The 25,628-nt window shown below is 37.0% G+C and carries 24 protein-coding genes, 1 pseudogene and 1 other annotated feature; of the genes and pseudogenes, 12 read left to right on the top strand and 13 right to left on the bottom strand.

What is annotated here, in order from left to right:
- The 5 genes from MKO96_RS25685 to MKO96_RS25665 all read left to right on the top strand — a co-directional run.
- Positions 1–1,836: spore germination protein (locus MKO96_RS25685; protein WP_240589091.1), on the top strand; the 1,836-nt coding region annotated here is incomplete at its 5' end.
- Positions 1,837–1,852: 16 nt separating this feature from the next.
- Positions 1,853–2,953 carry a spore germination protein gene (locus MKO96_RS25680; protein WP_240589090.1) on the top strand — a complete coding sequence of 367 codons (1,101 nt, stop codon included), beginning with the start codon at positions 1,853–1,855 and terminating at the stop codon, positions 2,951–2,953.
- On the top strand, positions 2,923–4,008 hold the full coding sequence (locus MKO96_RS25675; RefSeq protein WP_240589089.1) for a Ger(x)C family spore germination protein: 1,086 nt from the start codon (positions 2,923–2,925) through the stop codon (positions 4,006–4,008). The genes MKO96_RS25680 and MKO96_RS25675 overlap by 31 nt, the downstream gene beginning before the upstream one ends.
- Positions 4,009–4,098: 90 nt before the next feature.
- Positions 4,099–4,284 carry a hypothetical protein gene (locus MKO96_RS25670; protein WP_000038782.1) on the top strand — a complete coding sequence of 62 codons (186 nt, stop codon included), beginning with the start codon at positions 4,099–4,101 and terminating at the stop codon, positions 4,282–4,284.
- Positions 4,285–4,474: 190 nt separating this feature from the next.
- A complete protein-coding gene (locus tag MKO96_RS25665) occupies positions 4,475–4,897 on the top strand; it encodes a pyrophosphohydrolase domain-containing protein (RefSeq protein WP_048562049.1) in 423 nt (140 codons plus the stop codon).
- 44 nt (positions 4,898–4,941) lie between these two features.
- Here MKO96_RS25665 and MKO96_RS25660 read toward each other — a convergent pair whose 3' ends face one another.
- From MKO96_RS25660 to MKO96_RS25610, 11 genes are all read right to left on the bottom strand, one after another.
- Positions 4,942–5,988, bottom strand: a complete 1,047-nt coding sequence (locus tag MKO96_RS25660) for a hypothetical protein (RefSeq protein WP_240589088.1) — start codon at positions 5,986–5,988, stop codon at positions 4,942–4,944.
- A 201-nt stretch (positions 5,989–6,189) separates the two neighbouring features.
- Positions 6,190–8,598 (bottom strand): leucine--tRNA ligase, encoded by a 2,409-nt coding sequence (gene leuS / locus MKO96_RS25655; RefSeq protein ID WP_240589087.1) that lies wholly within the window; start codon positions 8,596–8,598, stop codon positions 6,190–6,192.
- A 65-nt stretch (positions 8,599–8,663) separates the two neighbouring features.
- Positions 8,664–8,883 (bottom strand) — a binding site (T-box leader).
- 188 nt (positions 8,884–9,071) lie between these two features.
- A complete protein-coding gene (locus MKO96_RS25650) occupies positions 9,072–10,265 on the bottom strand; it encodes an MDR family MFS transporter (protein ID WP_240589086.1) in 1,194 nt (397 codons plus the stop codon).
- 240 nt (positions 10,266–10,505) lie between these two features.
- The gene (locus MKO96_RS25645; protein ID WP_000380164.1) at positions 10,506–11,729 is read right to left on the bottom strand and encodes a cation:proton antiporter; all 1,224 of its coding nucleotides are present in this window, start codon (positions 11,727–11,729) and stop codon (positions 10,506–10,508) included.
- Between the two features lie 3 nt (positions 11,730–11,732).
- On the bottom strand, positions 11,733–12,230 hold the full coding sequence (locus tag MKO96_RS25640; RefSeq protein WP_048540799.1) for a cation:proton antiporter regulatory subunit: 498 nt from the start codon (positions 12,228–12,230) through the stop codon (positions 11,733–11,735).
- A gap of 34 nt (positions 12,231–12,264) precedes the next feature.
- On the bottom strand, positions 12,265–12,831 hold the full coding sequence (locus tag MKO96_RS25635) for a tyrosine-type recombinase/integrase (protein ID WP_088098074.1): 567 nt from the start codon (positions 12,829–12,831) through the stop codon (positions 12,265–12,267).
- 347 nt (positions 12,832–13,178) lie between these two features.
- The gene (locus tag MKO96_RS25630; protein WP_240589085.1) at positions 13,179–15,038 is read right to left on the bottom strand and encodes an FtsX-like permease family protein; all 1,860 of its coding nucleotides are present in this window, start codon (positions 15,036–15,038) and stop codon (positions 13,179–13,181) included.
- Between the two features lie 16 nt (positions 15,039–15,054).
- Positions 15,055–15,816, bottom strand: a complete 762-nt coding sequence (locus MKO96_RS25625; protein WP_000165837.1) for an ABC transporter ATP-binding protein — start codon at positions 15,814–15,816, stop codon at positions 15,055–15,057.
- Positions 15,817–16,090: 274 nt separating this feature from the next.
- A complete protein-coding gene (locus MKO96_RS25620) occupies positions 16,091–17,113 on the bottom strand; it encodes a DUF418 domain-containing protein (protein ID WP_240589084.1) in 1,023 nt (340 codons plus the stop codon).
- Between the two features lie 189 nt (positions 17,114–17,302).
- Positions 17,303–17,452, bottom strand: a complete 150-nt coding sequence (locus MKO96_RS25615) for a hypothetical protein (RefSeq protein WP_001129340.1) — start codon at positions 17,450–17,452, stop codon at positions 17,303–17,305.
- Between the two features lie 15 nt (positions 17,453–17,467).
- Positions 17,468–17,731, bottom strand: a complete 264-nt coding sequence (locus MKO96_RS25610) for a YtzC family protein (RefSeq protein ID WP_000840869.1) — start codon at positions 17,729–17,731, stop codon at positions 17,468–17,470.
- Positions 17,732–17,842: 111 nt separating this feature from the next.
- On the opposite strand from MKO96_RS25610, the gene mnmL reads away from it, so the two are divergent.
- The 7 genes and pseudogenes from mnmL (at position 17,843) to MKO96_RS25575 (ending at position 23,648) form a co-directional block, all read left to right on the top strand.
- Entirely contained in the window at positions 17,843–18,802 is a 960-nt protein-coding gene (mnmL, locus tag MKO96_RS25605; RefSeq protein WP_240589083.1) for a tRNA modification radical SAM protein MnmL/YtqA, read from the top strand.
- On the top strand, positions 18,799–19,371 hold the full coding sequence (mnmM, locus tag MKO96_RS25600; RefSeq protein WP_240589082.1) for a tRNA 5-(aminomethyl)-2-thiouridylate-methyltransferase MnmM: 573 nt from the start codon (positions 18,799–18,801) through the stop codon (positions 19,369–19,371). Before mnmL ends, mnmM begins: the two co-directional genes overlap by 4 nt.
- A gap of 136 nt (positions 19,372–19,507) precedes the next feature.
- Positions 19,508–20,341, top strand: coding sequence for an ABC transporter ATP-binding protein (locus tag MKO96_RS25595; protein WP_240589081.1), 834 nt, complete (start codon positions 19,508–19,510; stop codon positions 20,339–20,341).
- An 18-nt stretch (positions 20,342–20,359) separates the two neighbouring features.
- A complete protein-coding gene (locus MKO96_RS25590; RefSeq protein WP_240589080.1) occupies positions 20,360–21,040 on the top strand; it encodes an ABC transporter permease in 681 nt (226 codons plus the stop codon).
- A gap of 24 nt (positions 21,041–21,064) precedes the next feature.
- Entirely contained in the window at positions 21,065–21,733 is a 669-nt protein-coding gene (locus MKO96_RS25585; protein ID WP_240589079.1) for an aspartate/glutamate racemase family protein, read from the top strand.
- Between the two features lie 2 nt (positions 21,734–21,735).
- A pseudogene (locus MKO96_RS25580) lies at positions 21,736–22,234 on the top strand (hypothetical protein).
- A 112-nt stretch (positions 22,235–22,346) separates the two neighbouring features.
- A complete protein-coding gene (locus MKO96_RS25575) occupies positions 22,347–23,648 on the top strand; it encodes a PepSY-associated TM helix domain-containing protein (protein ID WP_087982544.1) in 1,302 nt (433 codons plus the stop codon).
- A 34-nt stretch (positions 23,649–23,682) separates the two neighbouring features.
- Here the strand turns inward: MKO96_RS25575 and MKO96_RS25570 are convergent, their stop codons facing one another.
- Together MKO96_RS25570 and MKO96_RS25565 are read right to left on the bottom strand one after the other, a co-directional pair.
- Positions 23,683–24,747: a tetraprenyl-beta-curcumene synthase family protein gene (locus MKO96_RS25570; RefSeq protein WP_240589078.1), complete on the bottom strand. Its 1,065-nt coding sequence runs from the start codon at positions 24,745–24,747 to the stop codon at positions 23,683–23,685.
- Positions 24,748–24,784: 37 nt separating this feature from the next.
- A complete protein-coding gene (locus MKO96_RS25565; RefSeq protein WP_240589077.1) occupies positions 24,785–25,588 on the bottom strand; it encodes an alpha/beta hydrolase in 804 nt (267 codons plus the stop codon).
- Positions 25,589–25,628 lie beyond the last annotated feature (40 nt).

Here is a 25,628-nt window from a genome sequence, read left to right as displayed (position 1 = left end):
GACTCAGATCAGAATCAGCAACAAAATTCTAAACAAGACGACTCCGATCAGAAGCAACAACAAAATTCTAAACAGGGTAACTCGGATCAGAAGCAACAACAAAATTCTAAACAAAACGACTCAGATCAGAATCAGCAACAAAATTCTAAACAAGACGACTCCGATCAGAAGCAACAACAAAATTCTAAACAGGGTAACTCGGATCAGAAGCAACAACAAAATTCTAAACAAAACGACTCAGATCAGAATCAGCAACAAAATTCTAAACAAGACGACTCGGATCAGAAGCAACAACAAAACTCTAAACAAGATAACTCGGCCCAAGATCAACAGCAAAACTCTGGAAATAATAGTATTTATGATTTTACGAAACCAGAAAAAGACCGTATTCATTCTCTACAAGATTTAATAGGGAAGCTCAAAAAGTCTAGTGATTTTGTTAATTATCACACATCTGACGATGAAACGATGCCTTATTGGATTTCTTACTATCGCCCTTCGCTTGATGGAGAAAAATTACAAAAGTATTTAATGCCTACTCTTTTAGAACGACCTAACGCTTCACTAGAAGAACTAAAAGAACATATTCCGATGAGTGGTATTACAATTACGAACGATTTACAAAAAATTGAGGACATGGTTTTAAAGGGACATGCGATTATTCAATTGAATCAGCAAGATCAAAAGTGTATGCTTGCAAACATTGCAATTGATAATTATCGTGCACCAACTCCACCTTTAAACGAATCGACCGTTATCGGTCCTCAGGAAGGTTTCGTAGAGGATATTGATACAAATATTAATTTAGTTCGAAAACGTCTTCCTGTTTTAGATTTACAAACAAAAGAAATGATTGTCGGCGAGTTTTCCAAAACAAAGGTTGTCATGATGTATTTAGACAACCTCGCTGAAAAAGATAATGTAGACTTCCTCGAGGAGTCATTACGCGCTCTTGAATATGATCAAATTAATGATAGTGCTTATATACAAGAACTAATGGGAGAAAAATCGATTTTCCCTCTCTATATCAATACAGAACGCACTGATAGAGTTACAAAAGCACTAATCGATGGGAAAATCGCTATTTTTGTTGATGGTTCTCCAAGTGTTTTACTAACACCTGTATCCTATTTCGATTTTTTCATTTCACCAGAAGACTACAACGTCTCTTGGCTATACGCTACATTTTCAAGGATTTTAAGACTAATCGCCGTTCTATTTTCAATCTGTGCTACACCGTTATACGTTGCAGTTTTAAATTATCATTATGAACTTATTCCAAGTGATTTACTTGAAACTCTGATTTTATCAAGGGCACAAGTACCGTTCCCACCTTTAATTGAAGCACTATTTTTAGAACTTGCAATCGACTTATTGAGAGAGGCTGGCGCGAGGTTACCGATGAAAGTTGGTCAAACACTCGGTATTGTAGGCGGTATCGTAATCGGACAAGCATCCGTACAAGCTGGTTTAACGAGTAACATTTTATTAATTATCGTTGCCTTATCAGCACTCGCTTCCTTTATTACACCGATTTATAAAATGGGTAATGCAGTTCGATTACTACGCTTTCCCTTTCTTATGTTTGCAGAAATAGGCGGATTGTTCGGGATTTCTCTTGGATTTATCTTCTTATTTACTCATCTATTCAGGCTTACTTCCTTACGCAAGCCATACGCTTTGTTTTATCCGACGAGACAACAGTCGGTTAAGGACTCTTGGATTCGTTTTCCTTTAACGATGATTGATACAAGGGATGTACAAGCGAGACCACAACATGTAAAAAAAGCAGCGAAAGGAATTTCAACAAAACATAGATCGGATTTTGATGATTAAGAAATGAGGTGCATTGATGAGTAAAGTTCAAGAAAAACATCAAATATCTCCTGTCTTTGTTTTCTTCTTAATTCACGGTGCACAGTTTGGCGCTGGTGTTCTCGGCTTCGCTCGAATTATTGCAAAAGCAGCTGGATACGACGGCTGGATGGGAGTTCTAATTACAGGAATCTGTATCCATGTTCTTATATGGATGATGTATTTTTTATTAAGGGAAACAAACGGGAATTTAATTGATTTACATCGACAAACATTTGGGAAGTGGCTAGGAAATGGTGTCAGTATCATCTTTATGGCTTATTTTTTAATCGTCAGTATTTCCGTCATTCGAACATATGTTGAAATTATTCAAGTATGGATGTTTCCTACCGCTTCAACTTGGATGTTAACACTCTTTTTATGCCTAGTTAGCTATTACATCATTTCTTCTGGATTTCGTGTCATTACTGGTATTTGTGTTATATCTGTTGGTGGTACACTTGGGTATTTATTTCTAAGCCTATTCGTTTTGAAATACTCACATTGGGATAATTTACTTCCTATATTCACACATTCTTTTTCAGATATTTTAAAAGCCGCTCAACTGTCAATCTACAGTATGACAGGGTTTGAGATTTACCTCATGATTTATCCGTTTGTGAAAAAACCTATGCAATCTCATAAATACGCTCAATACGGGGCACTATTTTCAAACCTACTATATTTATTTAGTACCCTTTTAGCCTTTGCGTTTTTTAGTGAGAAACAATTGTTAAAAACAATATGGTCACAACTTTCTATGACCCAAGTCATTCAATTACCATTCATAGAAAGACTCGAATATATTGCAATTTCCGCTTATGTACTCGTTATTATTTCAAGTTCTATCCTTCCTTTATGGGCAGCAATGAGAGGCACTCACGAAATATTTCGGGTGAAACAAAGAGGTGTTCTAATCGCTTTTATCCTTATCACTCTCATTGTTTCACAACTTTTAACAAACAGACATGATATTAATAATTTTATTAGTAATGCGTCAAAAGTTAGTTTTTGGCTCATTTATGTATATATCCCAATTCTATTTATTATTGTGTGGGTGAAAAGAAAATGGAAAAAATCAAAAGCACAAGCAAATTAATACTTATTTCTTGTATAACATTCCTCAGTCTAACTGGATGTTTACAAAAAAATATTATCGACGATGTACAACTGATTCAAGGAACCGTATTTGACGTTGCAAAGGATAATAAAGTAAAAGTAACATTCGTTTGTCCCATTCAGAAAAAAGGAAATAAAGTTCAAGTTTTTGAAGGCAGCGCAAATGCTGTAAAACAAGTAAAAGCAGACACATCTTTAGAGTCTTCTCAACCATTTGCTAGCGGACAAATGCGTGTCGCCCTATATACGATAAGACTTGCCAAAAAAGGAATGTCTACTTCATTCGATACATTACTTCGAGATGTGAATATAGGGAACGCTTTATATGTTGGTTTATTAGAGGGGAATGGTACTGAACTTTTAAAAGGGAAATATACAACATCATACAACGTTGCAATTTATATAAAAAAGTTGCTAGAACATAATATGGAGACTGGTCCTTTACCAACGGATAATCTGCATGTAGGAGCATTCCGTTATTATCAAGAAGGGCAAGACTACTATATTCCCATTTTAAAGAAACATGGTGATAAAATAAAAATTACCGGAATTGGTCTTTTTAAAAAGGATAAATATATCGGTAAAATTGCGCAAAAAGATATGTTCATATTTAAAGGACTGTTAGAGAAACATAAATTAGATTCACATGAATTTAAAACAGATTCTGCGTATGTAATGATTAATAATATTCGTTCTGTTCCAACTTACGATATAAAAATTAAAAACGGGAAGCCTTCTTTTTTCATTCACGTTCATCTTGATGCACGTATTCAAGAACTATCGAAGCAAATTAACTTAGAAAATAACAAGAACACAAAAAACATTGAAAAAAATGTCCAAAAACAATTGGATGTACAGGCTGCCAAATTAATTAAGCAGTTTAAATCTTTAAACGTCGATCCTCTTGGACTAGGAGCAAAGTATAAACAACATTATCGACCATTCAAATTAGAAGAATGGAGACAAATGTATAAAGATGTTCCGGTTCATATAAAATACACCGTAAATATTACAAATTCTGGTGTAATTGAATGAGAAATGATTGAACTCCTCTCTCCAGCATGATACAACGGAAAGAGGAGTTTTTATTTTAGATAGAGAGAGAAGATATTTATGGGGGAGCTTATGTCTAAAAAATTAGTAAAGCCTATTTTAAATGGTATTTTATTTCTCGGCGTCTTTTTATTTGCTCATACATACTTAAAAAATGTTTCCTTCACACGTTATTTACTTGTCGTTATTCCAATGTTGCTCGTTGGTATGTTTGGCATCGATCTTATTTTATCCATTTTAATAAAAGAAGAAAAATAACGAGCAAGGCCGTCCCGAAAGTATTCCGGGATGGCTTTCTTTTATTAATAGGTTTTGTCGTTAAGTCGATATAATCTTTCACTATCACTAGCTTAACTAAAAGATGAAACTTTTGAACAGTCCCTTTTCATTTCATAATCACCTTATGTTACAATGAGATTCGGCACAAAGCGAGAAAGGATGAAACAACATGACAAACGAAAAAGGTTTAGATAAAGGATACGAACTTGTTGCCAAAATGCATGAAGAGTTCGGACACCCTGTGACAAATACTCCAACGAAATTAACAGAAGAACGTGCAAAAATTCGTGCTAGCTTTATGCAAGAAGAGCTAGAAGAGTTTCTAGAAGCAACGACTGTTGAAGATCAATATGATGCACTGATTGACCTTATTTACTTTGCATTCGGAACGTTTGCAGAAATGGGCGTACGTCCAGATAAAGGATTCGAAATTGTAAATAACGCAAACATGGCAAAATTATTCCCTGATGGGAAACCTCGATTCCGCGAAGGCGATGGCAAAATTCTAAAACCAGAAGGCTGGCAAGCACCAGAACCACAACTTCGTGCTGAAATCGAACGTCAGCGCAAAGAAGCTGAAAAAAACTGCTAGGATTTCCTAGCAGTTTTTTATTATGTCTTTTTTTCTGCAATTCATTAATGACCCACGTGTCCCGCGTGTCCTGCTGCTCCACTAATGCTAGCCGCTCCTGCCGCTGCTCCTGCTGCTCCCGCTCCAATTCCCCCTGTCCAAGGAGAAGATTGTTGCTGTTGTTGATATTGCTGATATTGTTGGTGCTGTTGACCTTGATGGCCGTGTTGACCTTGATGACCTTGTTGACCTTGTTGACCTTGATGACCTTGATGACCTTGATGACCTTGATGACCTTGATGATGGTGTTGGCCTTGATGACCGTGGTGACCTTGATGATGGTGTTGGCCTTGATGACCGTGGTGACCTTGATGATGGTGATGCCCTTGATGATGGTGATGCCCTTGATGATGGTGGTGCCCTTGGTGCGTTTGATAAAGAACAGCCTGTGGATGTATATGATGGTGTCCGTGGTGATGTACTTGTTGTTGATGGCCATGTTGGCCTTGATGATGATGACCGTGCTGACCTTGATGATGGTGTCCATGATGACCTTGATGATGATGACCTTGTTGGCCTTGGTGATGATGATGTACATGATGACCTTGTTGGCCTTGGTGGTGATGGTGTACATGGTGGCCGTGTTGGCCTTGGTGATGGTGATGTACATGGTGACCGTGAACACCTTGCGGATAACCACCTACTCCACCTGCTACAACACCTACTCCCGGTACCGGAAATCCTGTCTGTACTCCTCCAACGAAAGAAGGAAATGTAGTTGGTACTCCTACTGGAATTCCTGTCTGTACACCAGCTACTGATGTTGGAAATCCTCCTGTTACTGTAGGCATTCCAGCCCCTGATGTTGAAAACCCTCCCATTAATGTAGGCATTCCAGTTTGCATGCCAGCTACCGATGTTGGAAATCCTCCTGCTGCTCCCCCCATCCAACTTGGAATTCCACCGTACCCTTGTTGGCCAGCGCCTCCCATCCAGCTCGGAATTCCACCGTACCCTTGTTGGCCAGCTCCTCCCATTAACATCATTTGTGTATAACTGTCCGATTCGCCTCCGAAGAAGCCATGTGGTGCATTATTGTCCATCCCTTTCATTCCTTTCACCTCTTCTACTCAATTTAGCCTACCTTTTTTATCATATTTCCTATAGAAAAATAGGTGTTTGTCTGTATGGGAATTCCGCTCTTTTATTTGTACGTATTGGAATAATTGAAAACTTAGACTAAGGTGATCCTGAAATTATTTTCTACACCAAAAAGCTCAGAGCATAAATGCTCTGAGCTTTTCTTTCATTCATTAGTTTGCAACAACGTTAACAAGTTTTCCAGGAACAACAATTACTTTACGAACTGTTTTCCCTTCAATTTGGTCTTGAATTGCTTCAAGTGCAAGTTGTTCCATTTCTTCTTTTGATGCATCTTTACTCATTGTTAGTTTCGCGCGAACTTTGCCCATAATTTGAACAACGATTTCAACTTCATCTTCTACAAGTTTAGACTCATCAAATGTTGGCCAGCTTGCATATGTGATTGTTTCATTGTATCCAAGTTTGCTCCATAGTTCTTCCCCGATATGAGGTGCAACTGGTGCAATCATTTTTACGAAACCTTCTACATATTCTTTTGGAAGTGTTTCAGCTTTATATGCATCGTTGATGAATACCATCATTTGAGAAATCGCTGTGTTGAAGCGAAGCTCTGCATAGTCTTCTGTTACTTTCTTCACTGTTTGGTGGTAAGCTTTTTCAAGCTCTTTATTTGGTGTATCAGTAATTTTCTCACTTAATTCACCATTATCTTGAATGAATAGACGCCATACGCGGTCTAGGAAACGACGAGCTCCGTCAAGACCATTTTCAGACCAAGCAATCGAAGCATCTAATGGTCCCATGAACATTTCGTATAGACGAAGTGTATCTGCACCATGGCTTGCTACGATATCATCAGGGTTTACAACGTTACCTTTTGATTTACTCATTTTCTCGTTGTTTTCACCTAGAATCATACCTTGGTTGAATAATTGTTGGAACGGTTCTTTCGTTGGAACTACACCGATATCATATAATACTTTATGCCAGAAACGAGCATATAGTAAGTGAAGTACAGCGTGCTCTGCTCCGCCAATATAAATATCAACTGGAAGCCATTGTTTTACTTTTTCAGGATCTACAAGTGCTTCGCTATTGTTTGGATCGATGTAACGTAGGTAATACCAGCAGCTACCAGCCCATTGTGGCATTGTGTTCGTTTCACGACGACCTTTTTTACCAGTTTCAGGATCAACAACGTTTACCCACTCGTCAATGTTAGCAAGTGGTGATTCACCTGTACCTGAAGGACGGATGTTTTCTGTTTTAGGAAGAACTAATGGTAATTCTTCTTCTTTCACAGCTGTCATTGTGCCATCTTCCCAATGGATTACTGGAATTGGCTCACCCCAGTAACGTTGACGGCTGAATAACCAGTCACGTAGACGGTACGTTACTTTTTGATTTCCTGCGCTCGTTACTTCAAGCCATTCAATCATTTTTACGATTGCTTCTTCTTTATTTAAACCATCAAGGAATGCTGAGTTTACGTGCGCACCATCACCTGTGTATGCTTCTTTCGTAATGTCTCCGCCTTTTACAACTTCCTTCATTGGAAGATTGAACGTTGATGCGAATTCATAGTCACGCTCATCATGAGCAGGAACTGCCATTACAGCACCTGTTCCGTAAGTTGCAAGAACATAGTCAGCGATCCAGATTGGTAATTTCTCGCCATTTACTGGGTTAACTGCGTAAGCACCAGTGAATACACCAGTTTTCTCTTTCGCAAGTTCTGTACGCTCTAGGTCACTCTTCATTTTAACAGAGTTAATGTAAGCTTCTACAGCTTCTTTTTGCTCTGCTGTTGTAATGTCAGCAACAAGCGCATGCTCTGGAGCAAGTACACAGTAGCTCGCACCAAATAGTGTATCAGGACGCGTTGTGAAAACTGTGAATTTCTCGTCTGTACCATCGATGTTGAAGTGTACTTCTGCACCTTCAGAACGACCAATCCAGTTACGTTGCATATCTTTTAAGCTTTCTGGCCAATCAAGCTCATCTAGATCCTCTAATAGACGATCTCCGTAAGCTGTAATTTTTAACATCCACTGTCTCATCGGACGACGCTCAACTGGATGTCCACCGCGCTCACTCTTACCGTCAATGATTTCTTCATTTGCAAGTACTGTACCAAGTGCTGGGCACCAGTTTACAGGTACTTCATCAACGTAAGCTAAGCCTTTTTCAAATAGTTTTAGGAAGATCCATTGTGTCCACTTGTAGTAGTTTGGATCTGTTGTATTTACTTCACGATCCCAATCGTAAGAGAAGCCTAATGCTTTAATTTGATTACGGAACGTATTAATATTAAGCTCTGTAAATTCTGCCGGGCTGTTTCCAGTATCAAGTGCATATTGCTCTGCTGGAAGACCAAATGCATCCCATCCCATTGGATGAAGAACGTTATATCCTTGCATACGCTTCATACGAGATAAAATATCTGTCGCTGTATAACCTTCTGGATGTCCTACGTGTAGACCTGCACCTGATGGATATGGGAACATATCTAGTGCATAAAATTTTGGTTTTTCTGTCTCATCTGGCGTACGGAATGTTTTATTCTCTTCCCAGTACCCTTGCCACTTCTTCTCAATATTTTGATGATTAAAGCTCATGAGATACCCTCCTTGAAATTCTATTTATTTTCACCGCCCAAAATACAAAAAACCTCTCATCCCTAGAAAGGGACGAGAGGTTATAGATTCCCGCGGTACCACCCTAAATTAATGTACAAATATACATTCGCTTAGATCCGTAACGTGGATTAACGGCAATTGCTACTATTAGTTTCACAACTGCAACTCAAAGGCGAGTTCATAACGAAACGTGGATTGACTTGCACCGACCGTCAACTCTCTAAACCAGCTTCTATTACTACTACTCCTTCTCACTGTTATTACAAATATAAGTTAATGTGAACTACCCACCACTTCGTATCTCTAAAGAGCTTACTTAAAGCTAAGGCTTCTCGGTTAATCGTTACTCTTACTAACTAACGAATTCGTCTTAGGACAGCCGAGCTATCTCCCTTGTTCAAAAGGTTGTTTTATTTAAATATATTCTAAAACATGTTACATGTTCCGTCAAACTAAACTGCAATTTTTTCTTCTACTGTTTCTTCTACTTTTACTCGTTTATCATACATGCTCGTTGCAATAATCGCTACTACAAGCATTACCATGATTGCTATAAACAATACTTCCATATTGTATAAATCAACAATTGCTCCGCCAACGACCGGTCCGAACATTTTCCCTACAGTCGCTGCGCTATTTACAACGCCTTGATAAAACCCTAACTTATCTTTTGGCGCAAGTATATTTGCAATGGTTGGAACTGCTGGCCATACGAATAACTCACCAATTGTTAATGTTACCATCGCAACGAGGAACATCGTAAATTGCTGCGCTTGACTTAATACAATGAATGACGCCGCAAAAATGACGATTCCAATCATAATTTGTTGTTTTAAAGAACGCCTCATCCAGCGAATTAGCATACTAACTAGTGGCTGCGCACAAACAATCATCGCTCCGTTTATCGTCCATAATAAACTATAATGGCGGAGGCTAATATCTAATTCCCGCATATGAGTCGCAATCGCCCCTTGCCACTGTACATATGTAACCCAGCATAAAGCATATGCTACACATACGATAAGAAGTGCTTTGAATCCAGGTGTAAGTGTCCAGCCTTTTTTCGTTTCGACTTCTTTTTGCACTCCTGGCTCTTTCTTGTCTTCCATACCACGGAATCCAATAAAAGCAATTAAGAAGAAAACAAAGTATAAAATAAAGTTTGCTAAGAAAATATAATCAAAACGGTAAGATGCAACTAGACCACCGCACGCTGTTCCGATCGCAATACCAACGTTTTGCCCAACATACATCGCATTAAATGCTCGTCTTCCACCCTCTGGCCAAACCGTACCGACCATCGCATACATCGATGGGAAGACCATTCCAGAACCAAAGCCGATTAATGCTAGCCACACAACATATAACGGCCAACCGTGGAAGAACACAAGACCTAAAATCGATACAAGTGTAATGACAATCCCTACTAAAGTTGATTTATAACCGCCCCATTTATCAAACAAAACACCGCCGAGCAAGTTTCCGATTACACCAGTAAGCGAGTTGATCATTAATACCATTCCGGCCACAGATAAAGATTTTCCTAGGTGATCATGCAAATAAATTGTATTAAAAGGCCATAAAAAAGAAGCACCCGTGACATTAATAATCATCCCAGCTACTAATAGCCATACTTTCCTTGGCATAGTCTCCCCTCCTATTCTATTTTTTTCGTTCATATATATAACAGTAAAATTGTAGTCGTTTTTAAATAGGAAGGCAACTGATTAATAGTTGATGAAATTCAGATAATGGTTTTTCGGTAAATGAAATGATATGAATTGTCACTTAAAAATATATCGACTTACCGACAAAAAACAACATCAACAACAATATATAAAAAAAGGGAAACTGCATAAAATTCATGCAGTCTCCCTTTTTTTATACTATCCAACTTCTTTTTCTCGCTTCGCACGTTCTTTCGCACTCCATTTAAATATTTTATCTAGTAGAGAGTATATTCTCCCAGACTCCTTCGTTAATAACGGTCCTAACGATGCTAATATTAAAACATACAGTGCAGAGAATGGTTTAATCGTTGCCATTAAACCACCCGCAATGCCGATATTGGCTACAATAATGGAGAACTCTCCGCGTGATACAAGGGTTAAACCGATATTCGTAGAAGCCTTATGCGATAACCCAGCTTTACGTCCCGCCATCATTCCAGCTGTAAAATTACCGATGAGCGTAATGAAAACTGCTCCTAATGCCAACCACACTGCTCCTCCAAGTGAAAACGGATCTATACTTAAACCGAAACTGAAAAAGAATATGGCTCCAAAGAAGTCACGAAACGGAACGACGAGATGCTCAATCCGATCACTATGCTCTGTTTCAGAAAAGACGAGTCCTAACAATAATGCTCCAATTGCCTCAGCAACATGAATCGTTTCTGAAAATCCTGCTACAAAGAATAAAATAGCGAATATTACGATAATAAAAATTTCGTTTGACGAAATATCTAATACTTTATTTAGAAACGGCGTAGCTTTTCTAGCGATTACAAAGAATAGTAGCATATACCCTACCGCGATTAGCACCGATGTAAGAGCACCTACAAATGATGTTGCACCACCGAGTACTAACCCTGAAACGACTGATAAATATACAGCTAAAAAGATATCATCAAACATAATGATTCCTAATATTAATTCAGTCTCTTTATTACCAGATCTTCTTAAATCAACAATTACTTTTGCAACAATTGCACTCGATGAGATTGTAATGATTCCAGCAATAATTAATGTTTCTAATAAGGGGAAACCCATAACATATCCATAAAGTAAACCTAATATGAAATTAAGCGATATATGAACACTACCCCCAAAAGCAATCGACTTTCCTGATTTTATTAATTTTTTTATTGAGAATTCTAAACCTAAGTAGAATAAGAGGAATATGACGCCAACACGGCCGAGGAAGGAAATAACTTCTCCGCTTTCAATAAACCTTAAATCGATAAGTCCTAAATCTGGGGCATGAGGCCCCACTAACATACCGAGTATAATGAGAAACGGAATAATCGAGAACTTTAACTTCGCAGCGAGGATAGCTGCAAAAGCTACTAATACTAACGCAGTTCCAACTTCAAAGATTAAAGTATCCATCGATTAGGAATCACCTCCTGCTGAAAGCAATTCATTAATAATTCTTTTCACTTCATGTCTTTCACCTGATAATACGAGCATATCGCCAGCTTCAATAATAGAGTCTGGACCTGGATTAAAGAATTTCTTCATATTCTTTTTCAAAATAGCAATAATCGTTACGTTATATGTTTTTCTGACATGTAAGCTACCAATTGTTTGCTGTACTACTGGTGCATGATTCTCCACCTTAAACCATTCAATTGATAATCCTTCAAAAGCCATCTCAATTGTGTCTAGCGCTTGCGGCCTATATACCATTCCGCCTAATATAGCCGCAATTTGTCTCGCTTCAGAATCACGAAGAGAAATGCTTGAAATACTCTCATCGTGATCCGCATCAAAATGATACATTTCTCTTCGGCCATCATCATGAATAACGATAACCATTTTTTCATTACCTTTTGTGATTACTTCAAACTTACAACCAATGCCCGGTAGTTCACTCTCTCTAATATTCATATTTTCCGCCTCCTAAAGTTTTTAGTTACGGCTTTTACAAATCTACATCAATCTCTGTTTTAAACTTCTCATCTTTTGAGATTCCTAAATACTTGAGCGTCTCTGATGGAGTTGCGTGATGGAAATGCTTTTGCAATAGCGCAATCGCTATTCCTCTTTTGTACGCATGAAATCCAAATGTTTTTCGCATTGAATTCGTTCCAATCTTTCCAACAATCCCAACCGCTTCAGCTGCGCTATGGATAACACGATATGCTTGTTGGCGCGAGATTGAATTTGTCGTTTTATTAGATTGAAATACGTAGTTTTCTCTTTGAGCATCAATAGATTGTACGTACTCTAAAAGCGCTTCTTTTACTTTTGTATTTAAATAAATATCTTGTTTGAATTTTTCATCTTTTACAGGAAGAGAATAAAACTCTTTAACAGTTCCATCTTCATTTAATACCTCTTCAAATTTCATACTAAGTAGCTCAGTAATCTTTAATCCAGTGTTAATTCCAATAACAAATAAAAGATAATCTCGCTGCGAGTGCTCTTTTAAATACTTTTTCATAGCCTCAATTTGGCTTATATCTTTTAATGCCTCTACAACTTCCATACATGTATCTCCTCATCTTATGAACGGTAATTTTCTCATTATCCTGTCCATTTTACCTTATCATGCTATGAGATTTCCATGTATTATCCATTATTTTCACAATATACGACTTAGGTCTGACAATTTTTCATTTGGAAATTTATGATTGTACAAATACGGTGTGGGTAGAAAAATAGGGGATACAAGTTCAGCTTCTTTCTACAGATCGGATTCCTCCTTTCATTTTTCGGTTGCTGATACTTTCATATTATGTTACTTATTTACATTATATTATATATTTCAGTAACATTAAAGTGTTTTTTCTGAAAATACAAAAAGCCGAGCACTTTCACTCGGCTTTTTACCTATTAATCTTCTTTTGGAAGAACAATTCCTTTATACAATTGAACTGTAATGAAGTAATAAATCGCATAAATGACTACGAAGATAACAATCGGTAACCAAATACGGAAGTACGGATCGATTAAAATAAACCCGAAAATATTCATACCAACTAATACGTGAGCAATACCCACTATTGCTGGGAATAGGAATACTAAGAATAACTCTTTATAAATAGATTTTGTTAATAATTCACGGCGCACCCCGATTTTACGAAGCATTTGATAACGCGTAATATCTTTTGATGCCCCAGAAAGAATTTTGAACATTAAACAACTCGCCATCATTGCTAAGAAAGCAATTCCAAGGAAGAATCCCATAAACACTGTTCCGCTCGCAACGCCGTATAGCATGTCGTAAGATTGATATTTACTGTTCATTCTTTCAGCTGTTACATTTTTATATTTACCTAGCTGCAACTCGTCAAGTTTTTTCCATTCTTTTGTATATGTTAAGAAATCATCTGCTTTTCCGATAAATGCTATACCTTCTTTACCATTTATCCCATCGTACATTTTTTGATCTACAATTTTAATTGCATGATCTTCGTATATATAATATGGATGAATTGTGCTAAAAGCATCTACCCATTCTTCTGGAAGTTCTTTAGCGTTCGCATCTTTTTCATTCATTTCTCTAGAAACTGCACCCACCGGTAGTTCCTTTGAAACTTTTTTCGTTTTCACTAAATCCTTCATCGACTTCATGTTTTCCATATCTTTTACTAAAGGACGATTTTTCTCTAAATCCTCTTTTACATAGTAAACGTATTTATCATCGACTTTGTAACGATATTCATTTTTCTCTTTAAATGTAATACCATCTAAAATTTTCTTTTCTTCAGCGGTTGGGTTATGAATAACTGAATCATATATTACTAAACCATCAACCATTTTTATAACATTATTTTTAAACGCCATACCACCTGAAATTGCACCCGCTCCAAGAGCAACTAACATCGCTACCGTTGCAAGTACTTTTGTTAAGCTATTAATACGGAAATTTAATTGTGCAAACGTAAAAGCATTAAGTCCTTTTTCACTACGTTTTTTATTACTTTTTAACTTTTTAATAATAACCGGTAGAAGTGATCCAAATAGCATGTAAGTACCAGCTGTCGTTGTAATTAATGCAATAAGGATTCCCATTTCTCTTAGTTTTTCCATGTAAATCATTGATGCATAGCCAATTCCTAATAAAATAACCGCTAGGAATGCAACTAAACCTGTCATTTTTCCTTTTACTGCAACACGCTCTGTTTGTGCATCTGCATGTACAAGTTGCAGTACAGAAATACGTGATAACTTAATACTGTTCATAATTGCTGATAGTACAAATAATGCAAAGAAGAAAATGCAAGTAACAGTCATAGATGGAAGGTAAAATGCTTTATAGCCTTCACCAGCAAATTCTAATTGTTTCATTAATAACTGTCCGATACCTTCTGCAAGTACTACACCAACTACAAGTCCAATCACAAGAGACGCGGCGCCTAATACAATTGTCTCAATAAACATAAGTAATGTAACTTTATGCTTTTTTGCTCCTAACATCATATACATACCAAACTCTTTTTGACGAAGAGATAATAAGAAAGAGTTTGCATATAAAATATAGAAGAACGTTATGATTGCTAATAAAAATGAACCTGCTTGGAATACAAATCCAATAGAACTAATAACAGAATTAGATTCAAGAAACGCTTTATTCAGCGCTAACGTTTGGAACATATAAAAAATTGAGATAGACATGACAAGACCGACAAGTAAGACGATATAATCTTTCAACTTACTCTTCAGCCCCGACATGGAAAGTTTAAATAACATATTGGAACCTCCTTTCTTACGCTTTTTGTGTACCTAAATCTGCAAGTACATCTAAAATTTCTTTGTAGAACTCTTCACGCGTACCACCACGATGAATTTCTTTATATAGCTCACCATCTTGAATGAATAAAATACGCTGACAGTAACTTGCACTATACGGATCATGTGTAACCATCATAATCGATACACCTTGATCTTTATTTAAGTTTGTCATCGCATCAAGTAAACTCGTCGCATTTTTAGAATCAAGTGCTCCTGTTGGCTCGTCCCCTAAAATAATTGCAGGTTCATGCACTAACGCACGTGCTGCTGCTGAACGTTGTTTCTGTCCACCAGATACTTCAGATGGATACTTTTGAAGAATTTCTGTAATCCCTAACATATCCGCTACTTTTTCTACTTTCGGTCCAATATTACGTGACGCGACACCTTGAAGAGATAATGGAAGTGCGATGTTTTCATAAATAGACAAGTTCTCTAATAAGTTAAAGTCTTGGAAAATGAATCCTAATTTTTGTGAACGGAAATCTGAAAGCTCACCTTGCTTCATTTTCGTAATATCCGTACCCGCAATTTCAACAACGCCGCCCGTTGCTTTATCAAGCGTTGAAATTACATTTAATAATGTCGTTTTACCAGAACCAGATGGTCCCATAATTCCAACAAACTCACCCTCTTGAATTGAGAATGAAACACCTTTTAACGCGTGTGATTGGTTCTCACCTTTTTTACCGTACACTTTTTGAACGTTTTTCACGTCTACAACTGGTTTTGTCATATATATCCTCCTACGCTTGTTTTTCCATTACCTATTTTGCGCCTTTTGGAGGTGAACTGCTATTTGTTAACATTACATTTACCTTACACTTTTGTAATATAAAAAAGGCGTGCGTGTAAGGTTCGTTTTCTTTTGGATCAATCTCATTGATAAATGAAATTTTATCGGCGATTCTTCCACTTTTATCAGCGATTCTCAAAGGAATATCGACTTATCGAAAAAAGATGACAATAAAAATAGACTGTTCCACAAAAGGAACAGCCCACTTCTCTCTTTATTTCTTTAAAGGTGTTACCGTCCAATACGTAATAACACGCCAAATCCATTCTAGTGGACCCATTTTAAAGATTTTCATCCAAATTACACTAAATACAATTTGAATTGCATAAATTGCGATACACACATATAACGTCTGAATATACGTTAAGTTTTCTGCAAAGTTAAATACACTACCAGCAATTAAAATCATTGCAGTTTGTCCGATATAATTCGTTAAAGCCATACGACCGTAGTATTTGATTGGTGCTAACAATGTTTGAACTGGTTTTAACTGAAGTAATAAAATTAATGCTCCTACATAGAAAGCTGAAATAATTGGTCCAACTGTAACACCAATTTTTAAGAATTGACCTGCAACGTCCATTGTTCCATCTTCATTCATAATTATCATATTTACGAACGGTTGAGCAGGAACGTGCCCATATTGATACCATACAGCTACAACACTTAAAACAAACATAATGCCTGTAAAAATAGCGACTTTCTTTATGTTTTGCGCGAGATTTTCAAATACACGATATTGTCCTGCAGCAAGACCTAATAAAATTAAGCCAAGTGGTAATAGTTCTTTAACTCCCATTACACTAAAGAAAATTGTTAAAATAAGACCAATAACTAAGTTCACTTGTTTCTTCGCCTTATAAAACGGTAAAACGATTAGCCCGCAAATTGCATATAACGTTAACGCTTCTCCAGGCTGAAACATGTAATGAATCAAACCAAAAATAAATAATGCAACTACGCGGCGTAAAAATAGAACATATCCATTTTTCCCTTTCGCAATCGCTCTCGTAATGAAGATATAGAATCCTACTCCAAATAAGAATGAGAAAATCGAGAAAAAACGACCTTCTACAAATAAGTATAGAAACCTTTGATAGCTAGCATCTACTGTATTAGGATCTGGAATTTTAATATTAAGTAGTGCAAGAATATTTACTAAAATAATCCCCAGTAGTGCGAATCCACGAATGTAATCTAACTCATCAATTCGTTTGTTTGTAATGTTGTTCCCCATAAAGCAACTCCTTGTCCAAAATTTAATCCTCCCTTACTCTACTGAAAAAGTAAGCTTACAACTATCGGCAAACCTTACAGAAATCTTACATTATTGTTATATAGCAAAATAAAGCTTTAGTTTTTGCCCATCCTGCACCACTCATCCGTTTGCGATGCAAAATAAAACCAGGTCGTATTTCGACCTGGCTTACTCTGATTGCTTCGATTTTTGAGGTTGTCCTTTTTTACTATTACGCTGTTTTACTTGAACAATCGGATCAAGCTCATTTGAAAACTCAGCGTTATGTCCATTTTGCGTTTTTTGCTCTGGGTTATTTTGATCTGAACGTTTCGCCATTACATTCACTCCTTATTAGTGTGGTGTAATAATCATTTGATGTTGCAATTGGCGAATTGCCATACGTGCTCTATTTAACTGCTCACGTTGCTCATCATTTGCATGTTGTTGCATCGTTTGTAAATCGTTATATGCTTGTTCTAATTGTAACTGCGCATCCGAATACTCCATTGTATTGTAATGCTCTTGTCTCATGCCTTGGTCTAATTGTTCTTTCGCATATTCCACCGCTTGTTCCGCTTGTGTAATATACGATTCAAGTGATTGACGCTCTGCCATAATTGTCCCTCCTTGCTTCAATTCCCCTTTAGTGTGTCCCTTCCATATGAACCTTATGAGTATGTTATAATGGATTTTGTTTCATTTTGACTCGGCTTAGGAGGGAAAGTAATGAAGGTTCAAAACCCTTTTCCATATACGAACGACAATAAACGTTATCATACATGGAATTACCATTTACGAAATGAATTTGGAGAAAAAATCTTTAAAGTTTCATTAGATGCTGGATTCGATTGCCCGAACCGTGACGGTACAGTTGCTTATGGTGGTTGTACATTTTGCAGTGCTGCTGGATCTGGTGACTTCGCTGGCGATCGCCGCGATGATGTTATCACGCAATATCATGAAATGAAAGAAAAAATGCGCTCAAAGTGGAAAGACGGAAAATGTATCGCTTATTTCCAGGCGTACACAAATACACATGCACCACTTGAAGTGTTAAAAGAAAAATTCGAACCGCTTCTAGCAGAAAAAGACGTTGTCGGTCTTTCTATCGCCACTCGTCCAGATTGCTTACCAGACGATGTCGTTGAATATTTAGCGGACTTAAATAAACGCACATACCTTTGGGTTGAACTCGGACTACAAACTGTTCATGAACGAACTGCAAATCTTATTAATCGCGCTCACGATTATCCGTCTTACGTGGAAGGTGTAAATAAATTACGTAAGCATGGCATTAGAGTTTGCTCTCATATTATTAACGGTCTTCCCCTTGAAGATTATGACATGATGATGGAAACAGCTCGTGAAGTAGCAAAGCTTGATGTACAAGGAATTAAAATTCATTTACTTCATTTATTAAAAGGAACGCCAATGGTGAAGCAATATGAAAAAGGACAATTAGAATTCCTTTCTCTTGAAGATTACGTAAGTCTCGTTGTTGACCAACTTGAAATGATTCCAGAAGACGTAATTGTGCACCGCATCACAGGTGACGGTCCACCTGATTTAATGATTGGCCCAATGTGGAGCTTAAATAAATGGGAAGTATTAAATTCCATCGATGCAGAATTTGTACGCCGCGGAAGCTGGCAAGGAAAATATGCAAGTGAGGAGAAACAAAAATGAAATTAGAACGTGTATTACCGTTTGCGCGCGCACTCTTGCAAACGGCAGTAAAAGAAGGCGATTACGCTGTAGATGCAACGCTCGGCAATGGACATGACACATGCTTCCTAGCTGAAATCGTTGGAGATAACGGAAAAGTATTTGGATTTGATATTCAAAAAGAAGCAATTGAAAGCTCTACTATCCGTCTAAAAGAAAAAGAGCTTTTTGAACGTACTGTTTTAGTTCACGATAGTCACGATACGCTTCTATCCGTACTACCAGAAGATGCAAAAGGAAAAGTAACAGGCGCTATCTTCAACTTAGGTTACCTTCCTGGTGGTGACAAGCATATCGTTACAAAACCGAACTCAACACTCTCGGCAATTGAACAATTACTAGAAGTAATGGCACATGAAGGAATCATCGTCCTTGTCATTTACCACGGACACCCAGAAGGACAAGTAGAACGCGACGCTGTTCTCAAATTTGCAGAAGAACTCGACCAAAAACAAGCTCACGTACTACGATACGGCTTCATTAACCAGCAAAACAACCCGCCATTTATTGTAGCGATTGAGAAACGATAAAATATCGACGATTCGACACAACATATCGACTTATCGACAAAAGATAACAAAAAAAGACGTGCACTCACTGCACGTCTTTTTGTTATTCTCCTATATAATGGATATATACAATATTTGAAGAAAGAAGGATAGAACTTTGCTAGTAGAACTAAGGGGAATTCAAAAGAAGTATGGCAAATCACTTATACTAGACAACATTGATTTATCCATTCCAGAAGGAGAAGCACTCGCTATTATCGGCGGGAATGGGACTGGAAAAAGTACTCTACTCAAAATAATTGCAGGTTTTATTTCACCTACGGCAGGTACACTTCAAAGAAAAGAACATATACAAATCGGCTATGTACCAGAACATTTTCCTGAAGGGATTCGTTTTACATTAGAGGATTATTTATATCATCTCGGCCGCATTCACGGCTTATCAACAAAATATTTAAAAGATAAAATTCCGATGCTTCTTGAATCTTTTCATTTACTTCATGTAAGGCATTCTGTTGTACGAAACTTTTCAAAAGGTATGAAACAAAAAACTGGTATTATGCAAGCATTACTTACAGACGTCCATTTATTAATTTTAGACGAACCGCTTTCTGGGCTCGACCCTAACTCTCAGCAAGAATTAGAACATATTTTACTCTCATTAAAACAACAATGCATATCTATACTCTTCACATGTCACGAAAAGCAACTACTAGAAAACTTCGCCGATAGAATTGTGACGTTAGCAAATCATACAATCGCAGAAGATACCGCTGTGCAAAAAGGAGCAGAACAAGTCTATATTGAAGCAATCGTTCATGAAACATTTTCAGCGATAGAACTACAGAAACAATTAGGATTTATACACGTTGTACACAATTCAAATCAAAACCTTATTCAATTACAAATTGAAAAAGAATATACAAACGAAATGCTTCAGTTTTTATTACGTAAAAAAGCATCTATCACACTGCTACAACCTAACTTTTAAATCGAAAGAAGGTTTATTATGTTTGCGCTTATTCGTTACCATTTTCTCGACTATACAAAATCGTATAAGTACATCCCTCCTATTGCGATGTACTTTATGAGTTTGCTTTTTGTATATACATATAAACCGACTCCTATTGTACCGACATATTTAGAAACAGCACTCGCACTTTATTTATTATCAGCATGGATTACAGTCACAATTTTTCATACAGAAGACCCTGTCCAAGAACAAATTACTATTTCACACACAAATAATATTTCCGCACTATATGTTGGTAAATATATTACAGCTCTTCTCATTTGTACTGTGTTATCTTTTATATCCGTAATCTATCCCATTATTTTGCAAATGTTTAATGAAAAAATGACAGTTTCTTTATTTCTAGTCGGATTTCTCTCTCACATATCTTTCTCTATACTAGGAATTTCAATTGCAACTTTATTTACTAGAAATATAATTCAAAAAGCAGGCACTGCTTGGCTTAGCCTGACATTTATATTACTTATAACGATCGCCTCCATCCGGTTTAAAAAAGAGTTACTATGGTTTTTACCACCTGTCGAAAGCTTTCTAATGCTTGGACAATACAAATTTAATATACTTACTCACACACTATGGCTCACAGCTTGGGCTATCGTATATTCATTTTTATTACTTACTTTATTTCTTTTTATCGTTCGCAAAAAACGTTTTTAATTACATATTAAAGGAGACAAAACAATGATCGGAATACTAGCAGGAATGGGACCAAAATCGACTGGGCCATTTGTCGATACAGTTGTAGCAAAGTGTCAAACAATATACGGAGCAAAGCATGATATGGACTTTCCTCATATGATGATTTATTCTTGCCCAACACCGTTTTACATGGATCGCCCTATTAATCACGAAGCAATGAAAAAAGCGATTATTGAAGGGGCACAAAAACTTGAAAGTACTGGCGTAGAATTTATCGCTATGCCGTGCAATACGGCGCATCTTTATTTTGAAGAATTACAGCGTTCTCTCTCTATTCCGATTTTGAATATAGTCGATGAGACGTTAAAAGCAATTCCTGAAAATGCAAAAAGAGTCGCTCTTCTCGCAACAGAAGCAACTGTTCAAGCTGGAATTTACCAAGATGGGATTGCAAAACGTAATATAGAGTACATTCATCATGAAAAATGGCAGACAATGATTAATCAAATTATTACTTGTATTAAAAGCGGAGAAATTGAAGCAGCTAAAGAATTATGGAGCACGCTCGTTATACAGTTAAAAGATAAAGTAGATACCGCAATTATCGCATGTACTGATTTGAATGTGGTGGCGAGTGAAGATTTTGTTGATTCCGCTCAATGTCTTGCTGAGGCGGTTGTGAAGATGTATGCAGAAACTATACGGAGGTAACAATGAACATACCTTTTGAAATGGGATACACATTTGATGAAAACCTTAGAGAAAAACCTATATCCCTTGCTGAAATGAAGCAAGGGATTACATTTTTGAAAGAGCATTTACATGAAGATTCGTTATATGGAAAGAGCTGCGGATTAATTGGCGTTTATAAACGAATCGCTGGCAACCTTTCTGAAAGTAACTATTACTTACAGGAGGCAATTGAATATTACATACAAACGGAAAACATCCAAAGGCTTTTTATTAACAAACTTCTTCTTGCACATACATATCATTGGGAAAGAAAATTTTCTGCTGCAAACACTACCAGACTTACCCACCTATGAAGACTTCTTCTACCAACATTACGGAAAAAGGAAATTAGATGAAGGTGACTTCCATACCGCCTTATCTTATTTTCAAAAGGCACTTCAAATCAGGCTACAAAAAGGAAATGAAGAGCTAATTCACTCAACTAAGCTTTTCATTACGTATTGTATGTCTCACCAATGAAAATCCTAAAAACTTTTAACTTTCTTCACAATTCTTTCAAAGTAATCACACTTAATCTCGCTATATTAAATAAGTAGTTATTCATATATGGAAGGTTAGGGGAACTGAAAGTATGAAAGTAAATCGTTCGCTTCATTACATTTTTTGGCGTTGGCATTTTTATGCTGGGCTTTTTATTACGCCGCTTCTTATTACTTTGTCACTGAGCGGAATTGGGTATTTATTTCGAGAAGAGATTGAAGATTTCATCTATAAAGATTTGTATTTTGGGAAGAGCGCCCAAACAGAGTCTATTTCGATGGCTGATTCGCTTTTATTAACAGAGAAAAAATATCCACATTATAGTGTGGCGAAAATTAGTGAGTTTAACGGGGATTATAATACGAGGCTTACTATTGCAAATGAATATACTGGGCAACAAAAATATGTGTATTTAGATAGCAATAATCAAATTGTTGGAGATCAAAACGCAAGTGAAACGTTTGCGAATATAATGAGGGAATTACATAGTTCTCTTTTAGTTGGTGGCACTGTCGTCAATTACATTATAGAACTTGCGGCGTGTTGGACAATCTTCTTAATTGTGACTGGGTTGTACATGAGTATACGCCAGTTCAAAAACACACCAGCATCCAATAAGCGAGAAAAAGCAAAACGACGTCATTCTATTATCGGTATTATATTTACAATTCCACTCGTTCTGCTAGTCGCATCTGGATTGCCTTGGTCAGGATTTATGGGTAACCAAATTTATAAAATCGCATCGTCGAATGAATCGATTGGATATCCAAAGTTGTATATGGCACCGCCTGAATCAAAGGTAAAAGAATTGCCGTGGGCAACAAGAAAAGAAGCTCCTCCTGAATCGAATTTAAATGAGCCAAAAGCAATTTCTGTCGATGAATTACAAAAAGGAATTGAAATAAAGAAGCCATATGTTATCTCACTACCAGCTGATCCGAAAGGTGTATTCACCGTTTCGAAATCAAGCGGTTCCGGTATTACGGGTATGCATGTCGCACCAAATGAAGAAATAACAGCTTATTTTGATCAATATAGCGGAGAACTTATTTCCAAAACGGACTATCGTGATTATGGATTATTTGCACAATGGTTTACTTACGGTATCCCGCTTCACGAAGGACATTTATTCGGATGGCCAAATAAAATATTATGCTTACTAACGACGTTATCTTTATTACTTCTTATTTATTACGGAATAAAAATGTGGTTAGCAAGAAAGCCGAAAGGAAAATTAGCCGCACCGCCAAAACAAAGAGATAAAAAAAGCATAATCGTTTTCTTTATCATGATGGTTATACTAGGCGCTGTCATGCCTTTATTCGGACTATCCGTTTTAGTTATTTTCGCAATTGAACTTCTCATATATGTATTTTCAAAAATACGATCATAGTAAAAAAACCACTCTACAAGAGTGGTTTTCTTCATCACTGCGCCATTTTCTTTCGGTACATCTTCCCGTTCCAATAGAAGAATCGTGAAGTAAGCCCTCCGTATTTTACAATGCGCCGTGCCATTTTGTACATATTCTTTTGTGCTGATACTTTTTGATCTGATAAATAAATACCAAGTAACCCTCGGCTTATGAGACGATGAAACTTTGCATGAGGTAAATCACCAATGCTCTTCTCTGCTTCTTCTACAAAATGTTTCATACGATCTAATATCGCTTGCTCGTTTTCATAATAACTACAGAAATTCAAATCCCCGCCTATACGGTCTTCTTCTTGATCGATGAAATAATCAAGTAAAATGTGAAGTCCTTGTACGTAAGGGAAGTATCCTTGTCTAATTTTCGCAATATCTTCATCATGTAATTCATCATGAAATGCATATGCTACAAGACAGAAGATTCCAAGTGTAGAACCGGCACATGCTGAAAATTCAAACCAACTCATCTCTGGTAAGTTTTCTTTATGTGCTTCAAACCATGTTTTTAAGCGTGGTTCTCTTTCTTCTAACTTCACGTGTTTATGAATTTGCAAATCACAATAATAACAAGCAAGTTCATGAAGAACAGGAGCAATTTTGTCATAGTGCTTCGTTTTCTTTAAAACATCTTGGCATGTTTCAACAAGTTCATCTAAATAACCACCATCGTCTTGATCATCACGATAGCGATAATAATTACCGCCACCTTCTACTTCAGGTGATAATGCCATTAACATAGATTCATGCAGTGCGGCAAAATCATTTGGGTCAAGTGATGTACTGCGGTCACATAAATTATCTAAATAATCGCTGATTGTTTGATACGCTACGATAAAACGAATGCATTCCTCTCGGTGCTCATTTGCTAGCAGTGCTAAAATACCACCGCCTTCGCAATGAAACGTTTTATTCTCAATACTTGCGATTGCCTGACTATGAAGCTCATCATTCGGAATATGGTAGGCACGCTCTTTCCACACCGCTAGCTCATGGTGTACTACCGGAAACACATCACGGTATACTTTCGCCATGAGCGTTATGGGATTACTCGGTACGTTCACTTCTTCCTTCATCTCCTCTATTCAATGTACAAATAATTTACTTATTTGTTTCTATTATGTTATTGATGCGTATTTCAGTAAATGACTGAATATAATTCAAAATTTCATCACGCTCATACTCATTTAATAACTCGTGATAACAATTCGGCCATTCTTTAAAAGCCTTATCACTCATTTTAACATTATCAAACCACATGCGGACACGTGTTTTATCTACAAGTTTATCCTCACACGCTTGCATTAGCAAGAGCGGAACATCTGGAAAATCATCTATTTTTTTATGAGCAATTTCGATAGACTTAATCAATTCACTATACCAACGTACTGATACTTTGCGCAAGAACAATGAATCATTCTCCATCGCATCTCTCACTTCATGATTACGAGTGGACATTTCCACTGTAAGATTCGTTGCAAATTGCAATTTTGGAGCGATAATATTTAATATTTTTGAAGCAACTTGAAGCGGTGCAGAAGGTCCAGCTACTACGCCTAAACATGGCGAACTTAAAATAATGCCGTCTACATCTTCTCTCTTCGTTTCTTGCATCATACGAATGACGATAAGACCACCCATACTATGACCAAATATAAAAATAGGTAACCTATACTTTCTTGCCTCTTTCACCCACAATTTAACTTCCTCTATGTATTCATCAAATGAATCAATATGTCCTCTATTTCTTGAAGTCGTTCCATGTGACGGAAGGTCTCCCATCACAACGTGGTAGCCGATATGATTCCACATTTCTGCAACAGCCTCGTAACGTCCGTGATATTCCATCGCGCCGTGCACAATAACGATTACAGCCTTTGCTTCCTCCGCTTCATAATTCCACATACAGACCTCCTCCATTTCACTCTTTTTCATAATTTGATAC

It is taken from the genome of Bacillus sp. ES1-5 (assembly GCF_022487605.1).
GTDB classification, from domain to species: Bacteria; Bacillota; Bacilli; order Bacillales; family Bacillaceae_G; genus Bacillus_A; species Bacillus_A wiedmannii.
Note: the sequence above shows the minus strand (reverse complement) of the source record. Positions and strands in the feature narration are given on the sequence as shown.

Coding starts and splice junctions, on each gene's coding strand:
- MKO96_RS25680 (WP_240589090.1), top strand. CDS start 1,853: ATGAGTAAAGTTCAAGAAAAACATCAAATATCTCCTGTCTTTGTTTTC.
- MKO96_RS25675 (WP_240589089.1), top strand. CDS start 2,923: ATGGAAAAAATCAAAAGCACAAGCAAATTAATACTTATTTCTTGTATA.
- MKO96_RS25670 (WP_000038782.1), top strand. CDS start 4,099: ATGTCTAAAAAATTAGTAAAGCCTATTTTAAATGGTATTTTATTTCTC.
- MKO96_RS25665 (WP_048562049.1), top strand. CDS start 4,475: ATGACAAACGAAAAAGGTTTAGATAAAGGATACGAACTTGTTGCCAAA.
- MKO96_RS25660 (WP_240589088.1), bottom strand. CDS start 5,988: ATGAAAGGGATGGACAATAATGCACCACATGGCTTCTTCGGAGGCGAA.
- leuS (WP_240589087.1), bottom strand. CDS start 8,598: ATGAGCTTTAATCATCAAAATATTGAGAAGAAGTGGCAAGGGTACTGG.
- MKO96_RS25650 (WP_240589086.1), bottom strand. CDS start 10,265: ATGCCAAGGAAAGTATGGCTATTAGTAGCTGGGATGATTATTAATGTC.
- MKO96_RS25645 (WP_000380164.1), bottom strand. CDS start 11,729: ATGGATACTTTAATCTTTGAAGTTGGAACTGCGTTAGTATTAGTAGCT.
- MKO96_RS25640 (WP_048540799.1), bottom strand. CDS start 12,230: ATGAATATTAGAGAGAGTGAACTACCGGGCATTGGTTGTAAGTTTGAA.
- MKO96_RS25635 (WP_088098074.1), bottom strand. CDS start 12,831: ATGGAAGTTGTAGAGGCATTAAAAGATATAAGCCAAATTGAGGCTATG.
- MKO96_RS25630 (WP_240589085.1), bottom strand. CDS start 15,038: ATGTTATTTAAACTTTCCATGTCGGGGCTGAAGAGTAAGTTGAAAGAT.
- MKO96_RS25625 (WP_000165837.1), bottom strand. CDS start 15,816: ATGACAAAACCAGTTGTAGACGTGAAAAACGTTCAAAAAGTGTACGGT.
- MKO96_RS25620 (WP_240589084.1), bottom strand. CDS start 17,113: ATGGGGAACAACATTACAAACAAACGAATTGATGAGTTAGATTACATT.
- MKO96_RS25615 (WP_001129340.1), bottom strand. CDS start 17,452: ATGGCGAAACGTTCAGATCAAAATAACCCAGAGCAAAAAACGCAAAAT.
- MKO96_RS25610 (WP_000840869.1), bottom strand. CDS start 17,731: ATGGCAGAGCGTCAATCACTTGAATCGTATATTACACAAGCGGAACAA.
- mnmL (WP_240589083.1), top strand. CDS start 17,843: ATGAAGGTTCAAAACCCTTTTCCATATACGAACGACAATAAACGTTAT.
- mnmM (WP_240589082.1), top strand. CDS start 18,799: ATGAAATTAGAACGTGTATTACCGTTTGCGCGCGCACTCTTGCAAACG.
- MKO96_RS25590 (WP_240589080.1), top strand. CDS start 20,360: ATGTTTGCGCTTATTCGTTACCATTTTCTCGACTATACAAAATCGTAT.
- MKO96_RS25585 (WP_240589079.1), top strand. CDS start 21,065: ATGATCGGAATACTAGCAGGAATGGGACCAAAATCGACTGGGCCATTT.
- MKO96_RS25575 (WP_087982544.1), top strand. CDS start 22,347: ATGAAAGTAAATCGTTCGCTTCATTACATTTTTTGGCGTTGGCATTTT.
- MKO96_RS25565 (WP_240589077.1), bottom strand. CDS start 25,588: ATGTGGAATTATGAAGCGGAGGAAGCAAAGGCTGTAATCGTTATTGTG.